The sequence below is a fragment of the Actinomadura sp. GTD37 genome (genome assembly GCF_041951365.1).
Taxonomy (GTDB): Bacteria; Actinomycetota; Actinomycetes; order Streptosporangiales; family Streptosporangiaceae; genus Spirillospora.
On sequence record NZ_JBGNUS010000001.1, the window covers coordinates 625,510 to 641,601 of the forward strand.

Genomic DNA, 16,092 nt, shown 5'->3' on the forward strand with positions numbered 1-16,092 from the left:
CTCAGGCCTTTCGGACGGATGTGACGGGCTTCAGAGAATCAAGATAGGCATTGTCGAGGATCGACCATTCGGCGGCGCCGATGGCTTCGACGGTCCAACCGTCCAGGTTAGGAGCCTTTCGAGGGGCCTCGGACGGGCAGAGCAGCCACAAGCCGTACGGACGGTCCGCCGGGCGGCGGGCCGCCTGCTGGAGGCTGGTCAGGGCGTCGTGGCCGCCGGCGTCGGCGTAGCGGGCGAACAGGCCGGCGTCATGCAGGAAGAGGATCTTCCTGGGAGTGTCGGCGTGGGCTGTGATCGTCTCAGTTGTGCGCTGCCAGGCCGCCCGGAGGTAGGAGGCCAGGCCCGCAGGGAGGGTGCCCGCCCGGTAGAACTTCTGGTCGGCACGGAGCAGGCCGCCGAACGGCTGGTTGTTCTCCTGGGCGAGGGCCCTCAGTTTGCTCAGGAACACCGTGGCTACGTCCACTGGCACCACGGGGTGGGTGGCCGCGATGAGCTCCGCCGAGCCCACCAGACGCTTCTGGTTGATCGTCAGGGCGAGGAAACCGCCCTCCTCGACCGCGCGGGCCAGGTTCGCCGCCGTCTTTCCCGCCGGACGGCGCGCCGGACTATACGGCGAGTCGGCGGGGGTGTGGGTGCCTGATGCCAGGTTCGTGGATGTCCACTGGCGGCCGCTGGTCTGCGGCGGGACGAACTCGTCGGACTCAATGTCGTAGCTGAAGGGGTAGTCCGCCAGGCGGAGGGCTTCCTCAAGATCCATCGGGCTCGGCTCTGGATCGAGGACGACCAGGTCGGGGAACCAGGCGCGGAGCCGCTCCAGCAGGGCCGTTCGCTTGATCCCGCCACCGGGGCGGCCGACGGCGGCGACCTGCGAGACCCGCAGCGCCCGCACCAGGTCAAGATCGCGTGGGAACAAGTCGAAGCGCGGCGACGCCAGCGCGGTGGTCGAGGCGCCGGCGGCCAGCGCCAGCAGTTGTGCCTCCGACAGCGCAGGCATCCCCTTGGGAACGGGGGAGCCCCGTAGCACCCGGACGACCTCCGAGCGGCTCGGCAGCGGATCACGATCGACGAGCCGGTCGGCGGAGTGGCCCAGGTCGATCGCATAGTCGGCCAGCTCACGGGGACTCGGGTCGTCGGTGCCGGGCAGCGACTCCAGCGCGGCGAACACACTGCCCTCACGCCGGGAGACTTCCAGCCGCGGCTCATCGTCCTCGGGGCGGCCCTTTCCCGACCAGGTCTCGGCGAGGATCGCCGCCCGGACGACCGCCGTCGCGCTGACCAGCGCCTGCTCGGGATCGCCATCCGCGCCGCCGCGCCGGATCCGGAACGCCGACGCCAGATCGGCGACCGTCATCACCCGGCCGTTCGCGGCGAGGATCGCGACGAGATCCTCCCGGACGCTCCGCAGCCACGATGCCTCGAACCACTGTTTGTAGAACCTGTTCTGAGGCGCCGCGACCCCGCCCTGCGTCATGTCCAGTCGTTCGGCGATCTCCCGGCCAATCGGCCAGCCGGAGAAGGGCTTCACACCCTCGACCGGCAGGCCGAGCGTCAGCTTGATCACCTGGGGGGTCTTCGAACCTCGCCGGCCCGTCGGCGTCAGCAACTGGACGAGCGTGTCAATTCGCAGGCGCGTCTCGACATCGTGTGCAGTGAGCACAGCGGCGGTGTTCGGCGCGGGCTTGGCTGGTTCGGCGGGTGACCGGAGCGCGTTCGTCCACTGCTTGTGGCGGCGTAGAAGCTCACGGCGGACCGTGGAGCCTGCGCCGCGCGCCCGCGCGATTCTGTGTGGTGCCACTTCCAGTAGTTGACCGACGGTCGTGGCGTTGAAGCCCTCGGCGACTGACACCGCGCGCGGCGAAAGGCCCGAAGCACGCAGGTTGGTCTCCAGCGTCGCAGCCTCGGCGGCCGAGTCGCGCTGCTCCTCCAAAGTCTCGTCAGAGCTGCGACCGATCGGCGCAGCAGAGTCGGCGGCGCGGAAGATGTCGCGCCATGCCTCCTCCATCATCCGCAGCGTGTCGAACCGCTCGGACACCTCGCGGTGCAGGGCGCGCTGGAAGAACACCGTCAGCCCGTCCCGCAGTGCCGGCTCGAACAGGTCAGCCGACAGCCGGGGGACGATGTCGGACGTGGCACGCGGGTCGGACTGGCCATCACCCCATGTCGGGCGTTCCTTGGACGCCATCTCATGCAGGGTGATAGCGGCGGCGTACCATTCGGCGTGGTCGTCGAACGCGGGTCTGCGGGGCGTCCCGATAAACGGGTCGAGGTATCCGCGGGTGCCCGTCCGGGAGTCGCGGTCGGAGACCGAGGCGTGCGAGAAATCGAACAGCCGCAGCTCGCGCGTCCGGTCGGCACGGCGGAACACGCCGAGGTTCTCGGGCTTGACGTCCCGGTGCCGCAGGCCGCGTGCCGCGAGCTGGTCGAGTGCCTTGAACAGGTCGCCGCCGAACTGGCCGAGCTCGTGGTAGGTCAGCTTGCCGTGGGTGTCGAGCCAGGTCCGCAGTGACTGGTCGCCCGCGTACTCCAAGTCGAGAAGGGTCCGGCCGCCCAGCTCACGCGGCCCGGCCAGCAGGCGGACGATTGCTCCGCCGCCGACCTGCTCCAGATACTGAGCCTCCTTACGGAGCTGCGCCGCTGCGTGCTCCTCGTTGATCGCGACCTTGAGCACGCGCCGATCCGAGGAGGGCTCACCGTCCTCACCCTCAGCCGGCCGGGTGACGAGGAATGCCTTTCCGGTCGAGCCGGTGCCGAGGACCCGCTCCACCGTCCAGATCCCGCCTGAGTCGCCATCGATCGCGACGCCGGGCTCGGCTGTCAGCGGATCAATCTCGACCCAGCTCTCGCCGGGCTCTTCAGTGGCCACGGCGGCGGCATCGAGGTCCTCAAGGAACCGGTCAGCCGACTCCAGACGCTCGGCGACGTCGCCCTTGGTCGCGTTGAAGATCAGCTCATCGATCGGGGTGGACAGTCCCTCGGCGACGGCGAACGGGTGTAGCCCCTTCTCCTGCGTGATCCGCCCGATCAGGGTCGTCCGGTCAGGAGCGGGCGGCTGGCCGGTCAAGATCAAATAGGAGACGGCGCCGAGCCCGAAGACGTCCATCTCGATCGGATCGGGGAAGTCGCTGTCGAACTCGGGCGCGAGGTAGAGCTGCGCCGAGTCCTCGAGATGCTCGTCGGCGACGGGGCTGTTCCCGAGGGATCGCCCGGTAGTGGAGTCGAAATCGCGAGCTGCGGCCTGCCAGTCGATGATCCGCAGCTGCGGTGCGCTGCCATCGCTGCGACAGTGCACATATACCGACCGTGCAGACAACGCTCGGTGGTATAGCGACCGGTTGTGCGCGTACCGGACGGCCTCCGCGAGCTGCCGCACCAGATCGAGGCGGGTCTCGGGCGTCAGGCGCTCGTTGTGCACGTCGAGGTAGGAGTCGAGCCGAAGATCGTCGGCGCGGTGTCGGAACAGGATTGCCGGGCCGCCCATGTGCTCGCGGATCGCGATGGCCTGGTCGATGCCCCGGTGGACGATCCCTTGAAGCACCTGGTACTCGCGGCGTGCCGCCCGGTCGACGGACTCCCTGGCCTCGTCGGTCGCGGCCTGGCCGACCAGGTAGATCCGGACGCGACCCTCCTCGGGCACCGGCCCGGACGTCTGCTGGGCTAGTCGGTCCTCCCAGGTGGGCCCAGCGTCCAGCAGGTCAGCGGAGAGTGTCCAGTCGTCCCCGAACCGCAGGTGCCGCTGGGACGGCCTAATTCCTGCGACCTTCAGCAGCCGCATGATCTGCTCGGACGTCTGCTTGTCGATCCGCTTCGCCGGATTCCGGGATGCGGCCAACATCACGTCGTCGACGAAGGACGGCAGCCCACTCGCGGCGTCCCGCGCGTACACCTTGGGCCGCTGGAAGTCGTCCAGTTCGGAGCGGAGACCCGGATCGGTGAGGAAGACGACAGGCTCGATCCGCGGCACCTGGAAACTGTGCACGCCGCGAGCAGCACGCTCCAGGACGCTCTTCAGCTCCTTGGACTTCAGGTTCGTCAGATGCAGCGGATTGCGCAGCGTGCGGACCCGGTCGCGCCCATGGAACTGCCAGGTGTCTCCGCTGTTGGTGACCCGTCCTGGGTGTGCCTTGAACTCGACCAGGAAGAGCCCGCCCGGCGCGACCAGGAACAGGTCGCACTCGTTGATCCGTCCCGACAGCGCGGTGAAGGAGAAGGTCGCCCACGCTCGGTACGGCTCGTTCTTGGGCATCAGCCGCTCGACGTAGTCAAGAGCCTCCTGCTCATGGGCGTACTCCGACGTCCGCTCCTGAAACCACCGCTGCGTTGATGCGGGTGGCCTGGGCCTGGGCGCCGAACCACCGGATGCCACCCGCAACCCCCTCGTTGCACACCACTCCCCGGAGCGGTGATTTTACCGCCTGCTCCGCGCTGAGTCAGGAGAAAGAAGGATCAGTCTTGATCCGTCGGTTGAGGCTCCTCAAAACCCTCCCGGGAACCTTGACTATCCCTGTGTGTACACCATCAATGTCACACTGCCATCACCCGCGATATTGATCACCATGTCATTAGGTGTTCTGCGTCCGAGGGCGCCGTGCCCCTCAGATACACCACCGCTCGTCGCGATGATCTCTGTAGATCTCGGCTCGCCGGGTGGTTGTCCAGGGGTGATGCGGGCGGCTGGGGGCGGTTCAGATGGATGTCGGAGGGGAGTTGGGTGTGGCTGGCTGGTGATGGGGTGTGACCCTGGATGTCGCGGGGGCACGGTCGAGGCCGGGGTCAGATGGGGGGTCAAAAGATCTTGAGGCCGGTCTCCGTGGAGGAGAACCGGCCTCTGACCTGGCGTTATGTGTCGGGGTGGCGGGATTTGAACCCACGACCTCTTCGTCCCGAACGAAGCGCGCTGCCAAGCTGCGCTACACCCCGGTGGTGGCTGCCCGGGAGGTCGTACGTGCTCCCGGCGCCTTGACCACTGTAGCGGATGGCGGGGGGTGCTGCGTCCCTATTTACGGGCTGTGAAGGCGGTCACGGCGCCGGTGGGGGTGAGGGCTATGTCGGAGAGGCCGGCGTCGGTCAGCCAGGTTCGTAGGTCGTTCGCCGTGCCGGGGGCTCCGAAGACGCCTAGGCGTTGGAGGAGCGTGATCAGCGGGTCGCGGCCTGTGCCTCGAGTGAGGGTGGCGCCGCTCAGGGTGCCGCCCGGGCGTAGGACGCGGGTCAGTTCGCGTAGGGCCGCGGCGGGGTCGGCCAGGCAGTGGAGGCCGTTGTAGGTGAGGCACGCGTCGAAGGTCGAGGAGTGGAAGGGGAGGGCGTAGACGTCTGCTTGGAGGAGGGTGTTCGTCTTGCGGCGGGCTCGGTTGAGCATTGTGCGGGAGAGGTCGGCGGCTACGTGGCGGTCGCCGCGGACGGCCAGGCCGCCGCCGCAGGGGATGTCGAGGGTCAGGGCCGTGGGGTCTTGGGAGGCGATGGCCCGGTGGAGGTTGGTTATGTCGTAGTTCCAGAGGGCGCGGGCTCCGATGCGGGAGATCGTGCGGTTCTGGACGGCGGCGTCGTAGAGGGTGGAGAGGGCGGTGGCGGTCTTCCAGTTCACCGGCGGGGGACGAGGGTCAGCAACGACGCCTCCGGGGGGCAGCAGAAGCGGATGGGGGCCTTGGGGGAGGTGCCCAGGCCGGCGGAGATGTGGAGCCAGGAGCTCTGGTGTTTGTGGAGGCCCTTCACGCGGGGGCGGTCGATGCCGCAGTTGGTGGCGAGGGCGCCGTAGAAGGGGACGCAGACCTGGCCGCCGTGGGTGTGGCCGGCGAGGAGGAGGTCGTAGCCGTCCGCGGCGAAGCGGTCGAGGTTGCGCGGTTCGGGGCTGTGCATGACGCCGAGGTGGACGTCCGCCTGGGGGTCGACCGGGCCGGCGATCTTGTCGTAGCGGGCGCGGTCGATGTGGGAGTCGTCGATCCCGCCGAACTCGATGTCCAGCTCGCCGACCTTGAGGCGGCCGATGCGGTTGTTGAGGTCGAGCCAGCCGGCGGCCTGGAGGGACGACCCGAGCTCGCGGTAGGGGAGGTCGGGTTCGCGGCGGTTGCGCTCGTAGTCGGACTTGCTCGTCCGCCAGACGTAGCGCAGGGGGTTCTTCAGGACCGGGGAGTACAGGTCGTTGGAGCCGTAGACGAAGACGCCGGGGCGGTCCAGGAGGGGGCCCAGGGCTTCGAGGAAGGGGCCGATCGCGTCGCGGTGGGAGAGGGTGTCTCCGGTGTTGACGACGAGGTCGGGCTCCAGGGCGTCCAGGGAGCGGACCCAGTGGATGAGGCGCGAGCGTCCGGGCGTGAGGTGCGCGTCGGAGATGTGGAGGATCTTGACCGAGGGGCGGCCGGGCGGCAGCACCGGCACCTCGAGGCGGCGCAGGCGGAACCAGTTCCGCTCGATCACCGAGGCGTACCCGAAGGTCGCGGCCCCCGCGCCCAGAAGGCCCAGGGGCACGGCGTAGATCTTTCGCACGACTCTCCCTTCCCAGGACTCCATGCTTTCAGACATGGGCACCGCGCGGTAATCCTGATGAGGCAGAAGGTGCGGGACGGGCATGATGTTGCCATGACCCTGAAGGAGAAGCTGGAGACCGATCTCTCGTCCGCGATGAAGGCGCGGGACGAGGTGCGCACGCGCACTCTGCGGATGGCGCTCACGGCGGTGAAGACCGAGGAGGTCGCCGGGAAGCAGGCGCGTCAGTTGTCCGACGAGGACGTCGTCAAGGTGCTCACGCGGGAGGCGAAGAAGCGCCGCGAGGCCGCGACGGCGTTCGGTGACGCGGGACGGGCGGAGCAGGCGCAGGCGGAGCGGGACGAGGGCGCGGTGCTGGAGGAGTACCTTCCCGCGCAGCTGGGCGACGAGGAGCTGACCGCGCTGGTGGCGGACGCCATCGCGGGGACGGGTGCGGCCGGGCCGCGCGCGATGGGGCAGGTGATGAAGGCCGTGAACCCGAAGGTCGCCGGACGAGCGGAGGGCGGACGCGTCGCCGCGGAGGTCAAGCGGCAGCTCGCGGAATGAGGAAGGGCCCGGCATCGCGCCGGGCCCTTCCTCGTGGTCAGCCGCCCCAGGGGGGCCAGTCGCCGCTCGGCCGGCCGTGGCCTCGGGCGGGCTTCTTGCCGTTGCTCACGTACAGGATGATCGTGGTGCCCGGCGGGACCTCGGTGCCCGCGTCCGGTGAGGTGGACACGACCGTCCCGCGCGGCTTGTCGGAGTCGACGGAACCGGACGCGACCTTGGCCTGGAGGTCGGCCCCGGCGAGCTTGGCCTTGGCGGCGGCGACGGACTGGCCCTTCACGTCCGGGACGCGGGTGGTGTCGCCGAAGTCGCGGGACGGGGTGCGGAAGCCGGGGGCGGGCTCGCCGGACAGCGCCCGCTGCATCGAGGTCCGCCAGAGGGGGCCGGGGATGGTCGCGCCGTAGATGCCGTACACCTTGTACTGCCAGGGGCCGCGGAAGTCCCAGTAGGCGACGGCGGAGGCGAGGTTCGGGGTGAAGCCGGCGAACACGGCGCAGGTGAACTCTTCACACGTTCCGGTCTTGCCGGCGGCGGGGCGGCCGAGGCCGAGCCCGGCGGCGGTGCCCTTGGTGAGGACGCCCTCCAGGATCGAGTTCACCTTGTCGGCGACGTCCTCGTCCAGGGCCTGGTGGCAGTCCTGCTTGGGCAGCTTCAGCTTCTTGCCCTGCGGGTCGACGACCTCGGTCACCGAGAGGGGCGCGCAGTACTTGCCGCGGGCGGCGAAGCCGGCGTAGGCGGCGGCGAGGTGCACCATGTCGACGTCGTTGACGCCGAGGACCTGGGACGGGGTCGGCAGCAGGGCGTTGCCGTTGCCCATCTTCATCCCGAACTTCTCGGCCATCTTCACCGCGTTGCAGACGCCGACCCGCTTCTCCAGGTAGGCGTAGAACGTGTTGACCGAGTGCCAGGTGCCGGTCTTGAGGTTGAAGTTGCCCTGCTCGCTGTCGCCGGCGTTGGACACCGTCCAGGGGGCGCCGCCGCCGACCATGTCGTTCTCGTACTTCTTGCCCTGCCATGTGCCGGTGTAGCGGCACGGCTGGAAGCCTCCGACCGTCGCGGTCTGCGGCGAGTGGATGGTCGTGCTGACCGGGATGCCCTGCTCGATGGCGGCGGCCAGCGTGAAGACCTTGAAGGTCGAGCCCGCAGAGACGCCGTTGCCGCCGCCGTGGTGGAAGTCGGCGGGGAGGTTGATGGTCGTCCGGCCCTTGCCGGGGCCGAACCGCTTGCTCACGCCGATCGCCTTGATCTTGCCCGTGCCGGGCTCGACCATCGCCTGGGCCGCGACGCGGTTGCCGCCGGGGGCGACGGAGCTGCGGAGGGTCTGGTCGACCGCGCGCTGGTCCTGCGTGTCGAGCGTGGTGCGGATCGTGTATCCGCCGCGGTTCAGCTCGTTGACGATGTTCTGCTGCTGCTTCGGCTCAAGTGACCAGTACTTGCCGTCCGACAGGATGTTGAGCATGTCGTACTTGACGTACTCGCAGAAGTACGGCGCCTTGCTGGACTGGCATCCGCCGACCGGATCGGTGCGGTTCAGCTGGATCGGCTTGGCGGCCTCTTCGTCGGCCTGCGCCTTGGTGATGTGGTTGAGCTGCACCATCCGGTAGAGGACGATGTCACGCCGGTGGCGGGCGTCCTTCGGGTTGCGGATGGGGTCGTACGCGGTCGGGTTCTGCGTGATGCCGGCGAGGAGCGCGGCCTGGCCGAGGCTCAGTTTGGACGCGGGAACGCTGAAGTAGCGCTTCGCCGCTGCTTGTACCCCGTACGCGCCCGCACCGAAGTAGGCGATGTTGAGGTAGCCCTCAAGGATCTGGTCCTTGGTCATGCGCTGCTCGATGTCGAGCGCGAACCGGAGTTCGCGGAGCTTGCGTCCGACCGTGGGCGCGGTCGCCTCGCGGTAGTCCTCCTGCGTCCGGGCACTGTCGACCAGGAGGTTCTTGACGTACTGCTGCGTGAGCGTGGACCCGCCCTGCGTCTGCTCGGACTCGACGTTGGACGCCAGTGCGCGGATGGTGCCCTTCAGGTCGAGCGCGCCGTGCTCGTAGAACCGCGAGTCCTCGATGTCGATCATGGCGTTGCGCATGATGGGCGTGACCTGGTCGAGCCGGACGGACTCGCGGTACTTGTCGAAGAACGTGGCGACCTGCTTGCCGTCCGCCGAGTACATCACCGTCTTCTCGGACGGCGGTGTGGTCTTGAGCTGGCTGTCCATGTCGTCGAAGTTGTTGGCGGCGTCGCGAGCGGTCAGCCCGGCGCTGCCGACGGCGGGCAGGGCGATGAGGGCGACGACGAGGCCCGCCACCACTCCGGCTCCGAGCAACTTGAACAGCGTGGAGGCAGCCTTGCCCCGATCGGTAATCGCAACGCGCACGAGGTCTAGGGTACGCGGGACGAGCAGTGCATTAGGGACAGGTCCCCCGGCGTCCCCGCGTACCGGCCGTGCCGCGCGGGACGTTCCGTCCGTTATGCCCTCATGATGGCAACCTGCGCTGTGTCTGGCGCGTCAACTACAGGTAACTAGTCCGTTCCGGCGGTATGGCCCCGGTGGGCTATATCGAGAATGGGCCCATCGGGGACTGTTGAAACGTCCCTCGCTTCCGTAAGTTCTTCCCCACGGCTTTCGTTTGGCGGCCTGACGTCCGCGCCCGTCCGGCCAAGGAGCGCAAATCGACACAGACCCTAGGGGAGTGGGGCCAAGATGTGGATCACGGATTGGACCGCCCGCGCCGCCTGCCGTAACGCGGATCCGGACGCTCTGTTCGTCCAGGGAGCGGCGCAGAACCGGGCCAAGCTCATCTGCCGCGGCTGCCCAGTGCGCACGGAGTGTCTCGCTGACGCCCTCGACAACCGGATCGAGTTCGGTGTCTGGGGCGGGATGACCGAGCGTGAGCGCCGGGCATTGCTGCGGAGGCGGCCGGATGTACGGTCGTGGCGCGACCTGCTGGAGACCGCGAAGGAAGAGTACGAGCGGTCGGTCGAGGACGAGATCGAGGTGGACGAGCAGGAACTCGTCGCGAGCTGATCTCGGCGGGCTTCGAGCGGGCAGCGAACGGCCCGTCCGGGCGTCCGGCAGAAGTTCGAGGACCGGCACGGTCCAATGAAGCGTGGCCGCGGGCCCGCACCGTTTACGCGGTGCGGGCCCGCGGCCACGTCATTTTCTCCCCCCGCGTTCGCGTGCGGGCACCCCATTCTGGTGATCGTCCGCACCGGAATTGGCGGGCTGCTTCCAGGCTGCTTCCGAGCTGAGTCGCGTCCGCCCGGAGTTCGCCAAGTGATGGCCAAAAAGCGCCGTCGGGCGCCGCATTTCCGCTGCTCGCAGCCTTGATCGCCGTATGGTCCGGTGCCAGCGCGCCGGTCGGGGAGACGCGGTGCGCCTTCCTTCACCGGACCGAGGGGGCACGTCTTGAAGGGACGCTGGACGATCACCGTCGCGGCCGCCGGAACGACCGCCGTGGTGGCCGCGGTATGGCCGGCCGCCGCCGGAACCGCGCCCGGCCGCACGGGGGCCGGCCGGACCGGGCCGTGGGTCCTGCTGGCCGAGGAGGGCTTCGACCGGCCGCTGCACGTCGACGGCGCGCCGTGGCGGCTCGACCCGCAGGGGCGGCGCAGCCCGTGGCACGTCGACGCGTTCGACGACGACGGCGAGGCATGGACGAAGATCAGCGGGCCGCTCTTCAAGAAGCAGCTCGCCACCCTCGACGTGTTCCGCAAGCGCGTCGCGTTCGGCCGGGACGGCTGGCTGACCGCCGAGGTCGCCGCCGTCGACAAGGACCGCGACGGCCGTCCCGACTCGCGCCCGGGGGTGTCCGGCGCGTCCCTCCCGGGCGGTCAGAAGGTCGCGCGGATCTCCGAGCCGAGCTGGGACGCCGGGGTGCTGATCCGCCCCACCCGGCCGCTGCCGCCGCGCTACCGCGTCGAGATGACGCTGCGCGGCATCGGCTTCGGCGGAAAGCGGCACGGCACCTGGGACTACGACGGCAGGCACAACGGCTACACCCGCGAACCGTGCAAGACCCGCTACCCGTGGACGTTCCAGGGCGCGCTGCCCGGCAAGACGCGCTGCCAGTACCCGGACGTGACGAAGGAGAACGGGTTCTACTACCTGACGATCCTCGACTACGCGACGCCCGCGCCGCACGGCAACCCCGGCATCCACTACCGGCGCAAGGTCATCATGGACGGCTACTACAGCGACGACGAGCGCTGGAAGAACGCCGGGACCTGCAACCCCAAGACGAAGCAGATCTACCGGACCTTCGACGGCAGCTTCAACGGCATCAACGCGCTGTTCGTCCGCGGCGACAAGTTCCGCGAGGCCGCCAACAACAACATCAGTAACGAGTACTACATCAAGACCGCCTGCGGGAACGTCTCCATGGACAAGCCGTACGGGCCGGGCGGCCGGTTCAAGGAGCACCTCGCCAGCGCCGAACTGCAGCCGGAGCTGCTGCCCAAGGCCGCCTACCGGTTCGCCGTGGAACGCGACTCCACGGGGTACACGCTCGAAATGAGCGGCCCGTTCCGCCACATCGGGCAGGCGACGCTGCGCGTCCACCACGACTTCGTGGAGGACGGCCGTCCGATCTGGCACTACAACCAGACGCCCGGCGAGTACGACGGCCGCTTCGACCGCAAGCTGCTCCACAAGGGGCCCGCGGGCACGTACACCACCGAGCACACCTGGCCCGAGGGCTCGGCCTACCCCGACTCCTTCATCATCGGCGACCCGCACCTGAACTACTACGAGGGCTCGGCGGACGTCGACGACATCCGCCTGTACGTCCCCAAGGACACCAGGTAGTCGACCTGCCCGCAGGAGTTGTCCACAGGTCGGCGTTCTCGTTGTGCGGGCTGCGAGGGCGGACCACTGTAGAGCAGACGGCCAGGCGGTCTCCGCTCTGGCGAGGCTCGCGGTGGAACGCGGAGGGAGGCGGCCTTGGACCGAGTCAGGCTGCGGCAGTCGGGGCGGACGTGGGGGCGGCCAGGTCCTCGCCTACCTGGCGAAGGCCCTCCAGGTCGTGGACGTCCTCGGCCTGCGCGGGGACCGCCGTCGCGGGGACGGTCGGGTGCGCGGACGCGAAGTGGTCGCGGAGGCGTTCCTCGCGGGCGGCCAGCTGCATGCGTCCCGTGTGCAGGCGGAGCAGCGCCGCGGTCAGCGCGTGCTCGCCGCGCTCCTCCAGCGTCTCGGCGGCGGCCTGGCTGCGCGCCGCGGACAGCGCTTCGCCGGCGGACTCGTGGACGCGGTTCACCACGAGCCCGGCGAGCGGCATGCGCTCCTCGGCGAGGCGCTCCACGAAGTAGGACGCCTCGCGGAGCGCGTCCGGCTCGGGCGCGGCGACGACGAGGAACGCGGTCCCCGGGGTCTGCAGGAGCTTGAAGGTCCGCTCGGCCCGCTCCCGGAACCCGCCGAACATCGTGTCGAACGCGGTGACGAACGTCTGCACGTCGCGCAGCAGCTGGACGCCGAGGACCTTGTTGATGGCGCCGGTGAACATGCCGAACCCGGCGCTGATCACCTTGACGCCGAAGCGGCCGCCGGTCTTGGCCGGCGCGGCGAGGATCTTCATGAAGCGGCCGTCGAGGAAGCGGCCCATGCGCTCGGGGGCGTCCAGGAAGTCCAGGGCGTTCCGGGACGGGGGCGTGTCCACGATGATCAGGTCCCAGGCGCCGGAGCGGTGCAGCTGCCCGAGCTTCTCCATGGCCATGTACTCCTGCGTGCCCGACAGCGACGAGGAGAGCGACTGGTAGAAGGGGTTGGCGAGGATCTGCTTCGCCCGGTCCGGGTCGGCGTGCGCCTCGACGATCTCGTCGAAGGTGCGCTTCATGTCGAGCATCATGGCGTGCAGCTCGCCGTCGCCGTCGATCTCGATCTTGCGCGGGTTGTTGTCGAGCTCCGACAGTCCCATGGACTGGGCGAGGCGGCGCGCCGGGTCCACGGTGAGGACGACGACGTCCCGCCCCCGCTCGGCGGCGCGGACCCCGAGCGCGGCGGCCGTGGTCGTCTTCCCCACGCCGCCGGAACCGCAGCACACGATGATCTTCGTGCGCGGGTCGTCGAGCAGCGCGTCGACGTCCAGGACGGGAGGGGTCTTGCTGATCGGGCTCATCGATTCACCTCTGCCGTTCGCTCCCAGCGCCGGACCACGCCACGCCGCTCCCCAAGGCAACCCAGGACACACCCCGCGCCCGCTCGCCCTGGCTCCGCTCGGTCATGCGGGTTGCCTGTGGGGGGCGACCGTCCACAGCCCCCGGGAAGGAGCGCCGCATGCCTTCGCTTCGCCCGGTCGTGTAGGTCGTCTGTGGGGGGCGACCGTCTACAGCCCCCGGGAAGGACTGCCGCGTGGCCTCGCTTCGCTCGGTCATGCGGCGCCCTGAGCCCGAAGGGCGGCCGCCAGGTCGTAAAGGCCGGCGAGGTCCATGCCGTCCGACAGCATCGGGAGGGTGTAGCGGGGGCGGTCGATCGAGTCGAGGCGTTCCTTCTCGCGGCGCTGGAGGGCCGTGCGGCGGGCGTGGTCGGTGGCCCCGGCGGCGAGGACGGCGGCGATCTGCTCGGCGTCGTGTTCCAGGCCGGCGGCCTTCACGCCCCGGACGATCTCGTCGGTGTCGAGGGCGCCGGCGGCGGCCGCGGCGAGGTCGTCCTCGGCGAGGACGGGCTCGTGCTCCATGTTGACGATGACGCCGCCGACGGGGAGCCCGGCCGCGGTGAGGTCGCGGATGCCGTCCATCGTCTCCTGGACGGGCATCTCTTCAAGGAGGGTGACGAAGTGGACGGCGGTCTCGGGGCTGCGCACGACCTTCATCACGGTGTCGGCGTGCTTGCGGACCGGTCCGGCCTTGGCGAGATCGGACACCTCTTCATTCACGTTCAGGAACTTCGTGATGCGGCCGGTGGGCGGAGCGTCCATGACGATGGCGTCGTAGATGAAGGAGCCGTCCTTCTTCTTGCGGCGCACCGACTCGGAGGTCTTGCCGGTCAGGATGACGTCGCGCAGGCCGGGCGCGATGGTGGTGACGAAGTCGACGATGCCGAGCTTGGTCATCGCCTTTCCGGCGCGCTTCAGGTTGTAGAACATCTCGAGGTACTCGATGAGCGCCTCTTCGGTGTCGACGGCGAGCGCGTACACGTCCCCGCCGTCCGGGGCGACCGCGACGCGGCGCTCCTCGTACGGGAGGGGCGGGCAGTCGAAGAGCTGGGCGATGCCCTGGCGTCCCTCGACCTCGACGAGCAGGACCTTGCGGCCTCCGGCGGCCAGGGCAAGGGCGAGGGCGGCCGCGACGGTCGTCTTCCCCGTGCCGCCCTTTCCGGTGACCACATGGAGGCGTACGCCGTCCCAGTCGGTGTCTCTCGCGCTCACCCGATCGACCATATCGTTCACTCGGCAAACACTTCAGAGGGCGTCCGCCCGTATGCAAGTGATCCCTGACACGGTGCCTCGCAAGATCATCTGCGCGGACGTTGTAAACGGGCCTGCCCGCGGGGTTAGCTGGGAAACGTGAGCCGTCCCCGGACGGTTCCGTCTGAATCTTCACGGGTTCAGAGTTCTGCCGGTGCCCGGGGCGATCCCGGGCCCGGCCGTCCACGCGAGAAAGGTGCCCGTGATGGAAGCAGTGCTACTCATCGTCCTGCTGGTCGTCGTCATCGGCGGACTGATCACCTTGGCCTCGTCGGTCCGGGTGGTGCAGCAGTACGAGCACGGGATCGTGTTCCGGTTCGGCCAGGTCCAGCGGGGCGGGGACCTGCGCCCCGGCGCGGTGCGCGCCCCGGGCCTGACGGCCATCGTGCCGGTCGTCGAGCGCATGCAGAAGGTCAGCCGGCAGACGATCACCATGGGGGTGCCCGGACAGGACGGCATCACCCAGGACAACGTCAGCGTCCGCGTCGACGCGGTCGTCTACTTCCGGGTGATCGACCCGGTGAAGGCGATCGTGAACGTCCACAACTACGGCTACGCGGTCTCCCAGGTCGCGCAGACGTCGCTGCGGTCGGTGATCGGCCAGGCCGACATGCAGGAGCTGCTCGGCGAGCGCGAGAAGATCAACATGCGGCTGCGGGCGATCATCGACGAGATCACCGAGGGGCCGTGGGGCATCCTGATCGAGCGGGTCGAGATCAAGGACGTCTCGCTCCCCGAGGGCATGAAGCGGTCGATGGCCCGGCAGGCCGAGGCGGAACGGGAGCGCCGCGCCCGCATCATCACCGCGGACGGCGAGTTCCAGGCGTCCAAGCGCCTCGCCGCCGCGGCGGAGATCATGTCGCAGGACCCGGCGGCCCTCCAGCTCCGCCTGCTGCAGACGGTCGTCGAGGTCTCCGCCGAGAAGAACAGCACGCTGGTCATGCCGCTGCCGGTCGAGATCCTGCGGTTCTTCGAGCGCGCCGCGGGCGGCCCGGGACGCTCCGAGGAGGGCGAGAGCCAGGCCAAGCTCGATCTCGGCGAGCGCCTCCGCAAGGCCGAGGAGGAACTCGCCAAGGCGGCGGAGCAGCCGTCCACCCTCGGGTCGGCCGAGGACGTCCCGCCGGTAATCGGCCTGGACGAGCCGAAGCGCGAATCCGCGCCGCTCGACCAGCGCGGCATAACCACCGGCGACCCGGCGTCCGACCGCCCGCCGAACGAACAGCACCCAGAACCACCCACAACCTGACCACGCCCGCAAGCTCCAACCTGCGGCAACCACCCGCAACGTGAAGCCCAACGCCCGCGGGCCCTGCTTGCGACAACCACCACCCGCAACCTGGAGGCCCATGCGATAAACCCAGCGTGCGGGACCACCCGCAGCTTGACTGCGCACGCCCGTAGGCCCTGCTTGCGGCAACCAGCCATCACCGGAGGTCCATGGAGCGCATGCACAGCGACTCCAAGATCTTCACGATCTTCGAGGGCACCTCGGAGATCCAGCGCCACGTCATCGGCCGCACCATCACCGGCCTGCCGGTCAGGTAGGGCGATGAGCCCAGCGTGCGGGACCCACCCGCACCCTGGAGGCCGCGCGCGTAGGACCTGCTTGCGGGGACCACCCACAACCTGAGGGCACACGTCCGTAAGCCTGGCCCGCAGCAACCGCAACGTTGCGATCGCGTGC

The 16,092-nt window shown here is 69.3% G+C and carries 10 protein-coding genes, 1 tRNA gene and 1 pseudogene; 5 read left to right on the forward strand and 7 right to left on the reverse strand.

Annotated features, from left to right (window positions below; translation table 11 throughout):
• Nucleotide 1: 1 nt before the first annotated feature.
• From pglW to ACA511_RS03060, 4 genes are all read right to left on the reverse strand, one after another.
• Nucleotides 2–4,363 carry a BREX system serine/threonine kinase PglW gene (gene pglW, locus ACA511_RS03045; RefSeq protein ID WP_375022468.1) on the reverse strand — a complete coding sequence of 1,454 codons (4,362 nt, stop codon included), beginning with the start codon at nucleotides 4,361–4,363 and terminating at the stop codon, nucleotides 2–4.
• 480 nt (nucleotides 4,364–4,843) lie between these two features.
• Nucleotides 4,844–4,917 (reverse strand) — tRNA-Pro (locus ACA511_RS03050).
• A 76-nt stretch (nucleotides 4,918–4,993) separates the two neighbouring features.
• Nucleotides 4,994–5,578: a class I SAM-dependent methyltransferase gene (locus ACA511_RS03055; RefSeq protein WP_375022469.1), complete on the reverse strand. Its 585-nt coding sequence runs from the start codon at nucleotides 5,576–5,578 to the stop codon at nucleotides 4,994–4,996.
• Entirely contained in the window at nucleotides 5,575–6,474 is a 900-nt protein-coding gene (locus ACA511_RS03060) for a metallophosphoesterase (RefSeq protein ID WP_375022470.1), read from the reverse strand. Before ACA511_RS03060 ends, ACA511_RS03055 begins: the two co-directional genes overlap by 4 nt.
• A 93-nt stretch (nucleotides 6,475–6,567) precedes the next feature.
• On the opposite strand from ACA511_RS03060, the gene ACA511_RS03065 reads away from it, so the two are divergent.
• Nucleotides 6,568–7,020 (forward strand): GatB/YqeY domain-containing protein, encoded by a 453-nt coding sequence (locus ACA511_RS03065; protein ID WP_375022471.1) that lies wholly within the window; start codon nucleotides 6,568–6,570, stop codon nucleotides 7,018–7,020.
• A gap of 37 nt (nucleotides 7,021–7,057) precedes the next feature.
• Here the strand turns inward: ACA511_RS03065 and ACA511_RS03070 are convergent, their stop codons facing one another.
• The gene (locus ACA511_RS03070; protein WP_375022472.1) at nucleotides 7,058–9,385 is read right to left on the reverse strand and encodes a penicillin-binding protein; all 2,328 of its coding nucleotides are present in this window, start codon (nucleotides 9,383–9,385) and stop codon (nucleotides 7,058–7,060) included.
• A 327-nt stretch (nucleotides 9,386–9,712) separates the two neighbouring features.
• On the opposite strand from ACA511_RS03070, the gene ACA511_RS03075 reads away from it, so the two are divergent.
• Both ACA511_RS03075 and ACA511_RS03080 read left to right on the forward strand, forming a co-directional pair.
• Complete coding sequence (locus ACA511_RS03075) at nucleotides 9,713–10,036, forward strand: WhiB family transcriptional regulator (protein WP_375022473.1); 324 nt, start codon at nucleotides 9,713–9,715, stop codon at nucleotides 10,034–10,036.
• Nucleotides 10,037–10,417: 381 nt separating this feature from the next.
• A complete protein-coding gene (locus ACA511_RS03080) occupies nucleotides 10,418–11,815 on the forward strand; it encodes a hypothetical protein (RefSeq protein WP_375022474.1) in 1,398 nt (465 codons plus the stop codon).
• Between the two features lie 145 nt (nucleotides 11,816–11,960).
• Here the strand turns inward: ACA511_RS03080 and ACA511_RS03085 are convergent, their stop codons facing one another.
• Together ACA511_RS03085 and ACA511_RS03090 are read right to left on the reverse strand one after the other, a co-directional pair.
• On the reverse strand, nucleotides 11,961–13,121 hold the full coding sequence (locus ACA511_RS03085; protein WP_375022475.1) for an ArsA family ATPase: 1,161 nt from the start codon (nucleotides 13,119–13,121) through the stop codon (nucleotides 11,961–11,963).
• A 252-nt stretch (nucleotides 13,122–13,373) separates the two neighbouring features.
• Entirely contained in the window at nucleotides 13,374–14,369 is a 996-nt protein-coding gene (locus ACA511_RS03090) for an ArsA-related P-loop ATPase (protein WP_375022476.1), read from the reverse strand.
• Nucleotides 14,370–14,613: 244 nt separating this feature from the next.
• On the opposite strand from ACA511_RS03090, the gene ACA511_RS03095 reads away from it, so the two are divergent.
• Complete coding sequence (locus tag ACA511_RS03095) at nucleotides 14,614–15,654, forward strand: slipin family protein (protein WP_375022478.1); 1,041 nt, start codon at nucleotides 14,614–14,616, stop codon at nucleotides 15,652–15,654.
• A gap of 191 nt (nucleotides 15,655–15,845) precedes the next feature.
• Nucleotides 15,846–15,953 (forward strand): annotated as a pseudogene (locus tag ACA511_RS03100) (acyl-CoA dehydrogenase family protein); the annotation flags it as partial.
• Nucleotides 15,954–16,092 lie beyond the last annotated feature (139 nt).

What these genes read in the sequence shown, in the direction of transcription:
- ACA511_RS03095 (WP_375022478.1), top strand. Translation starts at nt 14,614, where the DNA reads ATGGAAGCAGTGCTACTCATCGTCCTGCTGGTCGTCGTCATCGGCGGA.
- ACA511_RS03075 (WP_375022473.1), top strand. Translation starts at nt 9,713, where the DNA reads ATGTGGATCACGGATTGGACCGCCCGCGCCGCCTGCCGTAACGCGGAT.
- ACA511_RS03065 (WP_375022471.1), top strand. Translation starts at nt 6,568, where the DNA reads ATGACCCTGAAGGAGAAGCTGGAGACCGATCTCTCGTCCGCGATGAAG.
- ACA511_RS03085 (WP_375022475.1), bottom strand. Translation starts at nt 13,121, where the DNA reads ATGAGCCCGATCAGCAAGACCCCTCCCGTCCTGGACGTCGACGCGCTG.